The organism is Pradoshia sp. Z3_51, assembly GCF_058215915.1.
This window is the reverse complement of sequence record NZ_JBZAJC010000004.1, coordinates 172,128-185,057: the sequence shown is the minus strand read 5'-3', so window position 1 is coordinate 185,057 and position 12,930 is coordinate 172,128. Positions and strand designations below refer to the sequence as shown.

General features: G+C 41.7%; 16 protein-coding genes. 2 read left to right on the top strand and 14 right to left on the bottom strand.

The window, feature by feature from the left end:
- The first annotated feature begins 173 nt into the window (after nt 1-173).
- The gene (locus AC4BHA_RS10250; RefSeq protein WP_066109314.1) at nt 174-761 is read left to right on the top strand and encodes a hypothetical protein; all 588 of its coding nucleotides are present in this window, start codon (nt 174-176) and stop codon (nt 759-761) included.
- 191 nt (nt 762-952) lie between these two features.
- Here AC4BHA_RS10250 and upp read toward each other — a convergent pair whose 3' ends face one another.
- The 10 genes from upp to spoIIR form a co-directional block, all read right to left on the bottom strand.
- Entirely contained in the window at nt 953-1,582 is a 630-nt protein-coding gene (gene upp / locus AC4BHA_RS10245; protein ID WP_066109318.1) for a uracil phosphoribosyltransferase, read from the bottom strand.
- 499 nt (nt 1,583-2,081) lie between these two features.
- Nucleotides 2,082-2,222, bottom strand: coding sequence for a hypothetical protein (locus AC4BHA_RS10240; protein ID WP_175354322.1), 141 nt, complete (start codon nt 2,220-2,222; stop codon nt 2,082-2,084).
- A 150-nt stretch (nt 2,223-2,372) separates the two neighbouring features.
- Nucleotides 2,373-3,614: a serine hydroxymethyltransferase gene (gene glyA / locus AC4BHA_RS10235; RefSeq protein WP_066109321.1), complete on the bottom strand. Its 1,242-nt coding sequence runs from the start codon at nt 3,612-3,614 to the stop codon at nt 2,373-2,375.
- Nucleotides 3,615-3,721: 107 nt separating this feature from the next.
- Nucleotides 3,722-4,291 (bottom strand): TIGR01440 family protein, encoded by a 570-nt coding sequence (locus tag AC4BHA_RS10230; RefSeq protein ID WP_066109323.1) that lies wholly within the window; start codon nt 4,289-4,291, stop codon nt 3,722-3,724.
- Between the two features lie 22 nt (nt 4,292-4,313).
- The gene (gene rpiB / locus AC4BHA_RS10225; protein WP_066109324.1) at nt 4,314-4,751 is read right to left on the bottom strand and encodes a ribose 5-phosphate isomerase B; all 438 of its coding nucleotides are present in this window, start codon (nt 4,749-4,751) and stop codon (nt 4,314-4,316) included.
- Nucleotides 4,752-4,799: 48 nt separating this feature from the next.
- On the bottom strand, nt 4,800-5,243 hold the full coding sequence (locus AC4BHA_RS10220; protein ID WP_490552827.1) for a low molecular weight protein arginine phosphatase: 444 nt from the start codon (nt 5,241-5,243) through the stop codon (nt 4,800-4,802).
- A gap of 78 nt (nt 5,244-5,321) precedes the next feature.
- Nucleotides 5,322-5,882: a manganese efflux pump MntP gene (locus AC4BHA_RS10215; protein WP_066109327.1), complete on the bottom strand. Its 561-nt coding sequence runs from the start codon at nt 5,880-5,882 to the stop codon at nt 5,322-5,324.
- 53 nt (nt 5,883-5,935) lie between these two features.
- Nucleotides 5,936-6,988, bottom strand: coding sequence for an L-threonylcarbamoyladenylate synthase (locus AC4BHA_RS10210; protein ID WP_066109328.1), 1,053 nt, complete (start codon nt 6,986-6,988; stop codon nt 5,936-5,938).
- Nucleotides 6,989-7,159: 171 nt separating this feature from the next.
- Complete coding sequence (locus tag AC4BHA_RS10205) at nt 7,160-7,594, bottom strand: GNAT family N-acetyltransferase (protein ID WP_066109331.1); 435 nt, start codon at nt 7,592-7,594, stop codon at nt 7,160-7,162.
- A 262-nt stretch (nt 7,595-7,856) separates the two neighbouring features.
- The gene (gene spoIIR, locus AC4BHA_RS10200; RefSeq protein ID WP_490558508.1) at nt 7,857-8,669 is read right to left on the bottom strand and encodes a stage II sporulation protein R; all 813 of its coding nucleotides are present in this window, start codon (nt 8,667-8,669) and stop codon (nt 7,857-7,859) included.
- Nucleotides 8,670-8,802: 133 nt separating this feature from the next.
- Between spoIIR and AC4BHA_RS10195 the strand changes: the two genes are divergently transcribed.
- Nucleotides 8,803-9,174: a DUF2500 domain-containing protein gene (locus AC4BHA_RS10195; protein WP_066109332.1), complete on the top strand. Its 372-nt coding sequence runs from the start codon at nt 8,803-8,805 to the stop codon at nt 9,172-9,174.
- A gap of 474 nt (nt 9,175-9,648) precedes the next feature.
- On the opposite strand, the gene prmC is transcribed toward AC4BHA_RS10195, so the two are convergent.
- The 4 genes from prmC to rpmE form a co-directional block, all read right to left on the bottom strand.
- A complete protein-coding gene (gene prmC / locus AC4BHA_RS10190) occupies nt 9,649-10,509 on the bottom strand; it encodes a peptide chain release factor N(5)-glutamine methyltransferase (protein WP_066109759.1) in 861 nt (286 codons plus the stop codon).
- A gap of 5 nt (nt 10,510-10,514) precedes the next feature.
- Nucleotides 10,515-11,585, bottom strand: coding sequence for a peptide chain release factor 1 (gene prfA, locus AC4BHA_RS10185; RefSeq protein ID WP_066109335.1), 1,071 nt, complete (start codon nt 11,583-11,585; stop codon nt 10,515-10,517).
- A 200-nt stretch (nt 11,586-11,785) separates the two neighbouring features.
- Nucleotides 11,786-12,424 (bottom strand): thymidine kinase, encoded by a 639-nt coding sequence (locus tag AC4BHA_RS10180; RefSeq protein WP_066109338.1) that lies wholly within the window; start codon nt 12,422-12,424, stop codon nt 11,786-11,788.
- A gap of 282 nt (nt 12,425-12,706) precedes the next feature.
- The gene (rpmE, locus tag AC4BHA_RS10175; RefSeq protein ID WP_066109340.1) at nt 12,707-12,925 is read right to left on the bottom strand and encodes a 50S ribosomal protein L31; all 219 of its coding nucleotides are present in this window, start codon (nt 12,923-12,925) and stop codon (nt 12,707-12,709) included.
- Nucleotides 12,926-12,930 lie beyond the last annotated feature (5 nt).

Sequence of the window (12,930 nt, the reverse complement as noted above, 5' to 3'; positions counted from 1 at the left end):
CTTATGCATGTAAAAATAAATAGTGGTTGTTCTGTGTTCTCCATTTTCGGGTAATGGATTGATTCTCCTGATTACAAAAAAATGAATGTCCACATTCTTCCTGTTTGTATGTTAAATAGGTCTGGGTATGAGTGTCAGGTATATGAGTAATTTAAGTTAGGATGTGTAGAGTTATGTTTGGTCTGGCCGATCTTACGTCATTAGTGATTTCTGCCTTTATCATCTTGCCTGTCGTTGTTTTTCTTCGGGAGACAGGCTATCTGTTAGTCAGCTGGTTATTTGGCGTAATCAATCCGAGACTTACGATTGGTTCCGGCCCCCGTATCAAAAAAATTGGAATGATCGATATTCGCAAATACTACCACTTATATAGCTGGTTTTCGTATGATGAATTAAAGCGCAAGAGTAAGTTTGCTTACATCTGCATCTATCTAGGTCCGATTTTAATGAACCTATCCATCGCCCTCCTCATCAACTTTTTAATTGCCAACCATTTTATTGAGGAGTTCAAGACATTTTGGGATCGCTTTGCTTTCTATGCGATTTATTATGTTCTGTTTGACGTTATACCAATGCATACAATTAACGGAAAACCTAATAATGGTATGATCATTTATGAAATGATCCGTTACGGAAAAAGGGTTGATTATAATAATGAATCCTTCCTTCCGGCCACATCAGAAGTCGAGGAACAATATCAGGAAGAAATAAAGAGAATTCAAGAAATCAAAAAAGAGCGCGATGAACATTTAAAATCTTAGGCTTTTAATGAAATCAGTTCTGCTATCACAGCATATTTTTATGCCTGAATAGCATATGCTGGAATCCTTAAAGCGGTGTAGTTGAGGTATCGCCCAGAGAACTTACTTGATCTAAGACGAGTCAATTATCCGCAAAAAAAAGAGGTATTCATCAGTCAGAAACGGCTGATGAACACCTCTATAAATTATCTTTATTTTGTTCCGAACAATCTGTCGCCCGCGTCACCTAGACCTGGAACGATATAGCCGTGATCATTCAATTTTTCATCAAGTGCAGCGATGAAAATATCGACATCCGGATGGACTTCTTCCACTGCTTTAACGCCTTCAGGCGCAGCAACTAGACAAACGAATTTAATATTTTTTGCCCCGCGCTTTTTGATTGCGCTAATGGCATCGACAGCAGATCCACCTGTCGCAAGCATTGGATCAACTACAATAAATTCTCTTTCCTCTACGTCAGCAGGAAGTTTTACATAATACTCAACTGGTTTCAATGTTTCTGGATCTCTGTATAAACCTACATGTCCAACTTTTGCTGCCGGAATAATTTTAATCATGCCGTCAACCATACCAAGACCAGCACGTAAAATAGGGATAATGGCTACTTTTTTACCCGCAATTGTTTTAGATGTTGATTTGCTGACTGGCGTTTCAATTTCCACTTCTTCTAACGGGAGATCTCGGGTGATTTCAAAAGCCATTAAAGTAGATACTTCATCTACCAATTCTCTGAATTCTTTTGTACCCGTATTTTTATCACGGATAAATGTTAACTTATGCTGTATTAACGGATGGTCAAACACATAAACTTTTCCCATATGGATCTCTCCTCACTTTTATGTTCCTATTTTTGCACTCGTTTTATTGTACAGAAAATTCTCCATTAGTTCAATTAAGTTTCTGTATGCCAAAATCTACCGCATTCAAGGTTTATTTAATCTAGCTTCAACAGCTAGAAGCTCAGGACATAAGCATGACCTCTGCAGGAGGGAAGTACACCTCCTTCCGAGATCCTGTCTTATACTCCTCGCGGGCCTACAGGATGTAGGTCATGAAGACGTGGCCACAGGACGTGGCGATTTTAGTCTTCGTTCCCTAAATGAGTTTCAGCTTTTTATTCAATCTAGCTTCGGCTCCTAGCTCCTCGAGGTCATAAGTGTAGCCACTACGGGAGGAAAGAGCGCCTCCCTACGTGCCTCCTCTTATGCTTGTCGGAGCTGGGCAGTCGCCTCAGCTTTTTAGTCTTCATTAGTTTTTTAATAAAACATGATTCTATACCTTCTTCTCTATTATCCACTTTTTAAAGTGTTAAAATCGTTAAAGAAACGTAAATGGATGTGAAATTTCCGTGAATTGAGCGGAAATGAGAATTAATTGAGCCAATGCGGCAATTATTCCAGCCAATTTTAATATTAATTCAGCCGAACCACGGATTTTACCAGCCAAAACACTCCTCATTCCAGCCATTCCTAAATTTCCAGGCTCATTGATCCCCATTCAGCATCGTTTTGCCCAAACCATATAAAACGACATGTTATACTGCCAAACATCATAAAAAGAGGTGTCAATAAGTCCTATCAGACTCACCAACACCTCTTCTATTCACCCTTAATACTCAGGGTATAATTCATATTTTCCAGATAGCTTAGTCACTCGCTCTGCAGCTTCTTTCAGTTTCTCTTCGTCCTCATGGTTCTTGAGGGCGAGACTGATGATTGCCGCGATTTCATCCATATCCTCCAATTTGAATCCACGGCTTGTAACAGCCGCTGTTCCAATACGAACCCCACTCGTTACAAATGGGCTTTCTGGGTCAAATGGAATCGTATTTTTGTTCACTGTAATACCAATATCGTCCAGTACCTTTTCTGCTACTTTACCAGTTAAGTTGATGGAGCGGACATCGATTAATAATAAGTGATTATCTGTACCGCCTGAAACGAGCGTAAGTCCTTCCTTCTGCAGACTTTCACCAAGGCGTTTTGCATTCTCTATAATTTCCTTTGCATAATCTGTAAAGGAATCCTGAAGTGCCTCGCCAAATGCCACTGCTTTTGCAGCAATTACATGCATTAGAGGTCCTCCCTGAATACCAGGGAAAATGGACTTGTCTATTTTCTTGGCAAACTCTTCTCTGCAAAGGATCATTCCTCCGCGTGGTCCGCGCAATGTCTTGTGAGTTGTCGTCGTGACGAATTCCGCATAAGGAACTGGACTTGGGTGCAAACCGGCTGCAACAAGCCCTGCAATATGAGCCATGTCCACCATTAAATAGGCGCCTACTTCATCTGCAATTTCACGGAATTTCTTGAAATCAATTGAACGTGGATACGCACTCGCACCGGCAACAATCAATTTAGGCTTACATTGGATTGCTTTCTCTCTAACATCCTCGTAATTTATAAGATGGGTTTTTTCATCAACACCGTATTCAACAAAATTGTATTGGATTCCGCTGAAGTTTACAGGGCTTCCGTGAGTTAAGTGGCCTCCGTGGGATAGGTTCATTCCAAGTACCGTATCTCCTGGATTCAAAATCGTAAAGTAAACAGCCATATTTGCTTGAGCGCCTGAATGTGGCTGTACGTTTGCATGCTCCGCGCCAAATATCTTTTTGGCACGTTCCCTAGCCAAATCCTCAACTACGTCCACATATTCACAGCCGCCGTAATAGCGTCTGCCTGGATATCCTTCCGCATACTTATTCGTAAGCACGGATCCTTGAGCTTCCATTACTGCTTCGCTGACAAAGTTTTCTGAAGCAATCAGCTCAATCTTACCGCGTTGTCTGTCCAATTCTTGTTGAATTGCATCAAATACTTGCGAGTCTTGCTTTTGCAAATGCCTCATCTTATAGCTTCCTCCCTTTTCGTCAAAACGGACAAATCTTCAATTTAATCCCTTCAATTCTAGCACGAAAAAGGACAATAGTCATTTATTCCATTGACGTATAATTCTTACATTTCTCTAATATTTACTCTATCATATTGAGCTCTCGGCCCACCTATCAGTTTCGGCCGGGTCATAGCAAATGTTACATGCGCCTTCCCAATCTCTCTAATCGCTGAACGCAACGGGACTGCAACATGCTTCAGATGCATTCCAATCATTGTATCCCCAATATCGATGCCTGCATCAGCACAAATATGCTCAACCACAACTGCATTCTCGAAATTAGCAAATGCACAAGCGGCCAATGCTCCACCCGCATTCCGGGCAGGCACAACTGATACTTCATCCAGATTATATTGAATAGCTGTCTTTCGTTCAATAATCAGAGCCCTATTAATATGTTCACAGCCCTGAAAAGCCAAGTAGACTCCCTTTTGTTTAGAAAAATCATATATGGCCTCAAAGATTGCTTGTGCCACTTCCATCGTCCCGCTTGTACCAATTCGCTTTCCGATTACTTCACTTGTACTGCAGCCAATTACCAACAAACGGCCATTCATCGGAAAATGAGCTTCCAAATCTTCGAGAATGGCAGTCACCTGAGTTTTTATTTCTTTTAAATTAATCTCACTCATTCTTCTACTGCCCTTCTAAGATTTATTTTTCTGCCTCAGCTATTTTTCCAATCCGTGTTTCATGGCGGCCGCCTTCAAATTCCGTTGTCAGCCAAACGCGGGCAATTTCTCTGGCTAAACCAGGACCAATTACACGCTCTCCCATTGTTAGTACGTTACTGTTATTATGAGCTCTTGTAGCTTGGGCACTAAACATATCATGTACCAATGCTGCACGAATTCCTTTTACTTTATTCGCCGCGATGCTCATTCCGATTCCAGTACCGCAGATCAAAATCCCTCTGTCAAATTCTCCTTTTGCCACTCTTTCAGCAACAGGCAACGCATAATCTGGATAATCAACAGATGTTTCACAATCGCATCCAAAATCCTCATATTGAATCTCAAGCTCTTCCATTAGGTTCATAATTTCTTTTCTTATATTTATTCCACCGTGATCTGATGCAATGATAACTTTCATGGTAACATGGCTCCCTTCAATTTGAACTGCACAGTTTCTATCCTAAATCTAGTCTTTTAATTTTTCCACAAGCTTTTTAATCCATTTAGATAATTCATGGAAAGTTTGCTCATATACTTGTTCATTACCCCCGAATGGATCTGAAATATCTCTGTTCCCAGGATCGTCACTTACAAATTCCTTTAATGTAAACGTCTTTTCAATCGCCTGAGGGTAATGCGAAGCAATTAACTGCTTATGGCCTTCTGTCATCGTTAATACATAGGTTGCCCACTCGATGTCTTCTCCTTTTAATGGAGATGAGGCATGGTCCTGCGCAATTTTGTGTTTATCAAGTACCGTAACCGTATACTCAGATGCCATTTGACCCCCATAGGCATAAACCCCTGCTGATTTTACTTCTATATCAGACAGATTATAATTTCGCAAAATAGCTTCTGCCATAGGACTTCGACATGTATTTCCTGTACAAACGAATAAAATATTCTTCAACGTATTTTCCCTCCTGTCCCCATTATAGAATATTTACGGACAATAAAAAAATGTATCAGATTAATCTGATACACATCTTTATCCATGCAGGTGCAGGATGATCTTTAACCCAACCGCAAACATGATGCTCCCCCCAAAAACAAGGCTGTATTTGCCGAGATATGTATGTACTCTTCTCCCTAACAACAACCCTGACACCGTCAAGAAAAAGGCGGCAAAGCCAAAGCACAGGATGGTCATCAGCGCTCGGGATCCCAGCATTCCGAGGCTCAGTCCAACTGAGAAACTATCCAAACTGACACTTATCGCAAATAGAATCAATCCTGTTCCAACTGGAGCCACAACCGTTTCACCTTTACCCTGAATTCCAGTGAGCAGCATTTGCAAGCCAAGAAATAGTAATAAACCAGCACCGGCGTATGAGGCAAACAATCCAAACTGAGCGGATAATAACTTTCCTGAAAAGATACCCAAGAGCGGCATCCACACATGAAAAATACCAACAGTAAAACCAATGATGAGTACTTGCTTAAGCCTCAGCTTGTACGATCCCATTCCCAATCCAATTGAGAAGGCATCCATTCCGAGTGCGAAAGCCATAAAAAGCAGGCCAAAAAATTCAACCATCGTTTGTTCCATCCAAGTAACCTCCCGGGACCAGCCTAAATAAACATATGCCTGTCCCGGATCAATTAGAACTTGTCTTGTGTGATGATTCTTCCTCCTGCCGCTTTCTTCAAGCGATTCATGATTGCAATCCCAATCCCATCCTCCGGATACACTTCTCCGAAAATTAGATCTGGCTGCTCTTTATCAAATTGGCGCAGCACTCCATACATTTTTTCAGCCACAGTGTCCAGCTGCTCACGGCTTCCGCCAGTAATAATAACATCAGCTTCATACAAATGGGCATGTTCGTCAACCGTGTACACACCCACTCGCTTACCTAAGTCCCGCTCTTCATTTATTAATGTTTGGATAAACTGAGGGGTACCCTCAACCAAGGTCAATGGGGCTTTCGGTGCGTAATGTGTATATTTCATACCGGGAGCTTTCGGTGCATCACTGTCCTTCACCAAGCCAGGGTCCACAGACACTTCACCGACTACCTTCTCCAGTTGTTCACGCGTAATACCACCAGGTCTAAGTATTTGCGGAATACTGCCAGTCACATCAAGTACTGTTGATTCCAAGCCAACCCCAGTTGGACCTCCATCCACGATCCCAGCAATTTTACCATCTAAATCCTCGCGAACATGCTCTGCTGTTGTCGGACTTGGTTTACCAGACAGATTTGCACTTGGCGCGGCTGTGGGACAGCCCGCCTTTTTCAGTAAATCCAATGCCACCGGATGATCCGGCATTCGGATAGCTACTGATGAAAGACCTGCTGTTACAACATCCGGGAACACGCCCTCTTTCTTTTGGAAAATTAGCGTCAACGGACCTGGCCAAAATTGTTCCATTAGTTTATCTGCGACTGCAGGAATTTCTCCCACCAATCCATGAACCTGTTCCTTTTCTCCAATATGGACGATTAAAGGATTATCACTCGGTCTTCCCTTCGCCTCATAAATAGCTGCTACAGACCCTCCAAGTAAAGCATTTGCACCAAGTCCATAAACCGTTTCAGTCGGAAAAGCAATCAGCTCTCCGGCTTTCAATTTTTGGGCCGCATCCATCAATTGTGGATAACCCTCTTCTTTATCCACAATTTTATCCACTGTCCACATTTTTGTTTCCACTATTATCACCTGCCACCAATCTACAACATTCTCTATAAATTACTTATTAAATAAGGATTCCTCGACATTTTTCACAAAATCACCTTGCAAGTATAAAAGAATTTATACAATAAAACAAGCTTTATCCACAGTCTGTGAATAAAGCCAATAAAATCGTGGATAATTTCATCCTTATAGGGCTCTTTCCATGATATATGTTTCGTTTATTGTCCACACCTTTTCCACAACCGAGGAATCTCTTACGTCTTTAGGAATCTCCCCGTTTTTCACTCTTTCAAATTGAAGAGCCTCAAAAAATCCTAACGCTTGCAGTTTATTCGATATCAGAAATATCTTTTTCAACCCTTTTTCCTTTGCTAAAGCCAAGATCGTTTCAAACAGGGCAGGTACTTGCACCTGAGCCTCCTCTTTAAACAGAAAAGACCTAAGCACCCCATAATCTCCACATGGCTCCAGACCAATCATTCCTTTAATAGAGCCTTCTTCTTTTAATAAAACAAATTTTCCTGAACTAATGTCTTCATGATGCAGCTCAACTCCTTGAGGTGCCGCAAACCGCTCAATTCCTTCAATATCGGTACTTTTTGATATAGATAAATAATACACCTTCTATTCTCCCTTCACTATCAAATCACAACTACTATATGGATATGAATTAATAGGGAAAATAGAACCGGATCAGGCTGATTATCCGGTTGGCTGCTATTTTGGCAAATTCAGCTGAATTCTATGCCAGTTCGGCTGAATTCTGTTCAACTTCGGCTGGTATTTCCCAGTTTCCCGCTCTATTCTGAAACCACTTCGGCTCCAGCACAACACTTCCTATTTGTACTTTTAACTTGATTTGCTCCGAGTACTATTCTGTTTCTCAAAACAAATCCTTCAAGATCTCTTTTAAAAAGAATTTCACCTTAACCGGCTCTTCATCCTGATTTTCATAAACAGGAGGGGCGATATCTTGTCCGGCTTCTTCAGACTGGTTCTCGTAATCCATTTGCGTTTCTTGATCTTCTGCCTTTTCAATCGATTTATCCGTTTGGGCGGCAGTCTTAATCGGTTGTATTTTTTGATCATCCGTTTGCGTTTGTTCTGCAGTTTCCTCGTTCATACTATTATTAACTGGCGCAACTTCTTCAGCTGACTCTTCATACGCTGAATCATTTGCTACAGCTGTTCCGCTGTTGAAATCCAGAAAGCATAGCGGCGGGAAAAGGACGCACCACCAGTTCTCACCTTGACCCTCACCCAATGTGATTTTAATAGCTTCATACTTGCCTGCCGGATATAAATATTGTCCATATAGCTTAGTTGGAAAAACAGTTTCACCAAAATCAACCTGTATCTTTTGTACATTACCTTCTTTGACCATAACATCTTCAGCTATAGCTTCTATATCAGACAAACGGGAACCAATCACTTTTCTGGCTTCCTCAATTGAAGTTAATTCTGCTACCCATTTGTTAATTTCTTTATTGACCTCATCCCTGATGGATCGTTTCAATTCCTGGTCAGCTTCTTTATTACTGTTTGCTAAGATCCGTAAGCGGATCGCTTCATTCGGGATTACTTGAACCTCTGTTTCTGTCGCAGAAGAACTGTTTTTCGGTATAATCATTCCAGTCATTGTTGCCGCACAAAGTAATACAATATATATTAAAGGCAAATATTTTTTTGCCATCATCGTAAACACCGTCCCTTCACTTACAAACAGTGTGGACAGTTTTTTTCTATCTTAAACTATAATTATCTGAATTTTATTTCTACTGCGTTTTATTTACCGCATTCTTGAAATTAAGGGAAGGGAGAGTATAAAAATGGATAATTTTTTGATGGATGATGGTGGGTTCTTTGGCATTTTTTTAACTGGATTTCCAATCATCTTTGGTATTATTTTTATTTTAGTCATTGGCACTTTTCTATTTATTATCATCAAAAGCCTATCTAAATGGAGTCATAATAATAAACAGCCCAGGCTGAATGTAGTTGCTAAGGTTGTCACCAAACGATCAGAGAGCAGAGGAAGTGACAATTCGTCCAGTACCTGGTATTATGCGACGTTTGAGATGGAAAGCGGCGACCGAATGGAATTGACTTTAAGTGGAAAAGACTACGGGATGTTAGCAGAAGGAGATATTGGGAATCTATCTTTTCAGGGCACACGGTATCTCGGATTTTTGAGAATCTAGCTTCGACTCCTAGCTCCTCGAGGTCATAAGGATAGCCACTACGGAGGTCAACAGGAAGTTGATCACAAAGACGTTGCCACACGATGTGGCGTTCTTAGTCTTTGTTCCTTAATAGCCTCCCTTCATGCCTCTCCTTATGCTTGTCGGAGCTGGGCAGTCGCCTCAGCTTTTTATGTAATCCAGCTTCTGGGCCTAGGAGCTCGAGTCATAAGCAAATACTCTACAGGAGGGAAGAACGCCTCCCTCCGAGTATTCATCTTATGCTCGTCGCGGGCCTACAGGATGTTGGTCATGAAGACATTGCCACAGGACGTGGCGTTCTTAGTCTTCGTTCATCGATACAGGCTCTTCAGCTTTTTATGTAATCTAGCTTCAACGGCTAGAAGCTCAGGACATAAGCATGACCTCTGCGGGAGGGAAGAGCACCTCCCTCCGAGCCCCTGTCTTATGCTCCTCGCTTCTGATCAAGCCGTTTCAGCTTTTTATTTCGCCAAAGACCATTCGATCTTTTCCGTTGATATCGAACAGGACTTCTACATGGGCTTCAGGGTAAACAGCTTGCATTAGTTCTGCTACTTGCTCTCCCTGACCGGCGCCTACTTCAAATCCAACCAATGCTTTGTCTGCAAGTACACTTGGCAGATCTGATGTAATTTGGCGATAACAATCCAAGCCATCATTTCCAGCAAACAAGGCGAGATGAGGTTCATGGTTTTTAACCACATCCGAAAGGATTGCATGATCTGATTCAGGAATATAAGGAGGATTAGAAAGAAGAACATTCACCCTTTTACCAGCATCTATTAATGGTTTGAGCAAATCCCCCTGCAAGAACGCCACCTCAGCCTGAAGGCGTTGAGCATTTTCAGCTGCCTGTTTCAATGCTTTCTCTGACAAATCGACAGCCGTCACTTTCATACCTGGGCATTCCAAGGCCATCGTAATCGCAATAATCCCGCTGCCTGTCCCAATATCAGCCATGTCCAGCTTCTCTTCAGGATTGAAAAGCTTTTTTAGTTTAGCTAAGGCATGAAATATCAGCTCTTCCGTTTCAGGACGCGGAATCAATACATCTCCATTCACCAGAAATGTCCTGCCATAAAACTCCTCGCTGCCAATTATATGCTGCACAGGTACTGCTTCGATTCCATGCTTTTTTACATCCTTTATAAAGATAGCTTCTTCCTCTTCCGTTAACTCATCATGCATATTCGCAAGCATTTGAGCACGGGATAGACCCAGCTGATTCATCAACAGCCATTCTCCAGCATTTTCATCACGGCCATTCTCCCTTAAAAAAGAAGAAGCCCATCGAAGAGCTTCATACACTTTCATCATTCTTAATCCTCCGCATTTTGAAGACGGCTAGCCTGGTCCTCAACAATCAATGCATCAATCACTTCATCCAATTTGCCTTCCATGATTTGATCCAGCTTTTGAATGGTTAATCCAATGCGGTGATCTGTAACACGGTTTTGCGGATAATTATACGTACGGATACGTTCTGAGCGATCCCCTGTTCCGACTGCAGATTTACGAGCACTGTCATACTCAGCCTGTGCTTCCTGCTGGAATTTATCATAAATACGAGCACGCAATACTTTCATTGCTTTCTCTTTGTTTTTAATCTGGGATTTTTCATCCTGGCAGGATACAACAATCCCCGTAGGAACGTGAGTAAGACGTACAGCTGACATGGTAGTGTTAACACTTTGTCCGCCCGGTCCGCTGGATGCAAACGTATCTACACGGATATCTTTGTCATGAACTTCAACCTCAACCTCTTCTGCCTCCGGTAAGCAAGCCACAGTCGCTGTTGATGTGTGAATACGACCGCCTGATTCTGTTTCAGGGACACGTTGTACACGATGGGCACCGTTTTCGAATTTCATCTTGGAGTATGCGCCATTTCCATTAATCATAAAGATGATTTCTTTATAACCGCCAAGCCCCGTTGGATTTGAATCCATTACATCAATCTTCCATCCTTGTGCCTCAGCATAACGGCTGTACATTCTATAAAGACTTCCTGCGAATAGGGCCGCTTCATCACCGCCGGCTGCTCCGCGAATTTCCATAATAACGTTTTTATCATCATTAGGATCTTTGGGAATTAGCAATACTTTAAGCTTTTCTTCCAACTCTTTCATTTGTCCGGAAAGTTCATCTACTTCTTCCTTCACCATTTCACGCATTTCAGCATCCAGCTTCTCTTCAAGCATTGCTTTCGCATCAACAAATTGGGAACGTACATCTTTATATTCTCGATACGCAAAGACAGTCTCCTGAATATCTGATTGTTCCTTGGAATATTCGCGAAGCTTCTTAGTGTCATTTACGATTTCCGGGTCACTCAAAAGCTCATTTAATTTGTCATATCGGTCTTCTACCGCTTGTAAACGATCGATCAATTTCTTCACCTCATTAACAGGTTTTTAAAAGAGGTTTTTACCTCAGTATTTGATTTGTTTATTGTACCACAATCAGACGGAAACGAAAAAAAGAGACGGCAAAGATGAACATACATCCTTTAATCTGCCATACCCTTTTATTTCTGACATACAAAAACACCCCCAAATTCCACTTATTCCTCCGGAGGTGTTCATTCCTTTTAAAGCCTGTTTGTTTTTATGTTTTCGATACCACCGTTAATCGGTGTATGTACCGTTTCTTGTTTGCCTGGTACTTCATGATGATGACGGCATCTTGGCTCATAGGATTCCGATGCACCCACTAAAATAACAGGGTCCTCATAGCCTGCAGGCTTCTTATCAATCAAACGCTGCGTCCGGCTTGCAGGGGATCCGCATACGGAACAAACTGCCTGTAGTTTTGTTACCTGTTCTGCCAGGCACATTAACTCCGGCATCGGCCCGAATGGCTCTCCTCTAAAATCCTGATCAAGGCCAGCCAGGATTACTCGATAGCCGCTGTCTGCCAAATGCTGAGCAACCTGTACAATTTCTTCGTCAAAAAACTGCACTTCATCAATGGCAATTAAATCTGTATCTAAATCTATATGATCGAAGATATGGGATGAATGCGTAATGCCTTTGGCAATAACAGAAGTTCCATTGTGGGAAACCACCGCTTCCTCACTGTATCGATTATCAATAGCCGGTTTGAAAACAGCAATGGATTGCTTAGCAAAGACCGCTCTCCTTACCCTGCGAATCAGTTCTTCAGATTTTCCGGAAAACATGCTGCCACAAATTAATTCTATCCAGCCAAATTGTTTCGTTTCGTACATGTGTTGGGGTCTCCCTTCCTGTCTTTACTAGGTTCATTAGGATTTTGCTTGTAACATTCCTGCATTTACTATACCAATAGATAATTATACATCATAAACTGCTCAAGAAAAGATTTTTTATCATTTGTTAATAGAGACCTTTGTTGTTAAAAAATTGATATAACTCCTCTAAAAACATACAAACACAGACCAACATGTTTTTCTCAGTACATTAGCCTGTGTCTGCCTTAAAGCAAAAAAACAGGCAAGCGGCTTACCCGCTGCCTGTTTCCGAAAATCAAATTATTGTTCTTGTTGTTGGGATTTGAAACCATACTTCTTGTTGAAACGCTCAACACGTCCATCAGCAGAAGCAAACTTTTGACGTCCAGTGTAGAATGGGTGGCATTCATTGCAAACCTCTACGCGCACCTCTTCTTTAACAGAGCCAGTTACAAATTCATTACCACAAGCACATTTAACAGTTGCTGTTTTGTAATTAGGGTGAATTCCTGTTTTCATCTTTT

Excerpts from the sequence above, each read along its gene's own strand:
- prmC (WP_066109759.1), bottom strand. The coding sequence starts at position 10,509 with ATGAAAGTGTATGAAGCTCTTCGATGGGCTTCTTCTTTTTTAAGGGAG.
- spoIIR (WP_490558508.1), bottom strand. The coding sequence starts at position 8,669 with ATGATGGCAAAAAAATATTTGCCTTTAATATATATTGTATTACTTTGT.
- AC4BHA_RS10250 (WP_066109314.1), top strand. The coding sequence starts at position 174 with ATGTTTGGTCTGGCCGATCTTACGTCATTAGTGATTTCTGCCTTTATC.
- rpmE (WP_066109340.1), bottom strand. The coding sequence starts at position 12,925 with ATGAAAACAGGAATTCACCCTAATTACAAAACAGCAACTGTTAAATGT.
- AC4BHA_RS10180 (WP_066109338.1), bottom strand. The coding sequence starts at position 12,424 with ATGTACGAAACGAAACAATTTGGCTGGATAGAATTAATTTGTGGCAGC.
- upp (WP_066109318.1), bottom strand. The coding sequence starts at position 1,582 with ATGGGAAAAGTTTATGTGTTTGACCATCCGTTAATACAGCATAAGTTA.
- AC4BHA_RS10215 (WP_066109327.1), bottom strand. The coding sequence starts at position 5,882 with ATGGAACAAACGATGGTTGAATTTTTTGGCCTGCTTTTTATGGCTTTC.
- AC4BHA_RS10195 (WP_066109332.1), top strand. The coding sequence starts at position 8,803 with ATGGATAATTTTTTGATGGATGATGGTGGGTTCTTTGGCATTTTTTTA.
- AC4BHA_RS10230 (WP_066109323.1), bottom strand. The coding sequence starts at position 4,291 with ATGAGTGAGATTAATTTAAAAGAAATAAAAACTCAGGTGACTGCCATT.
- rpiB (WP_066109324.1), bottom strand. The coding sequence starts at position 4,751 with ATGAAAGTTATCATTGCATCAGATCACGGTGGAATAAATATAAGAAAA.
- glyA (WP_066109321.1), bottom strand. The coding sequence starts at position 3,614 with ATGAGGCATTTGCAAAAGCAAGACTCGCAAGTATTTGATGCAATTCAA.
- AC4BHA_RS10240 (WP_175354322.1), bottom strand. The coding sequence starts at position 2,222 with ATGAGGAGTGTTTTGGCTGGTAAAATCCGTGGTTCGGCTGAATTAATA.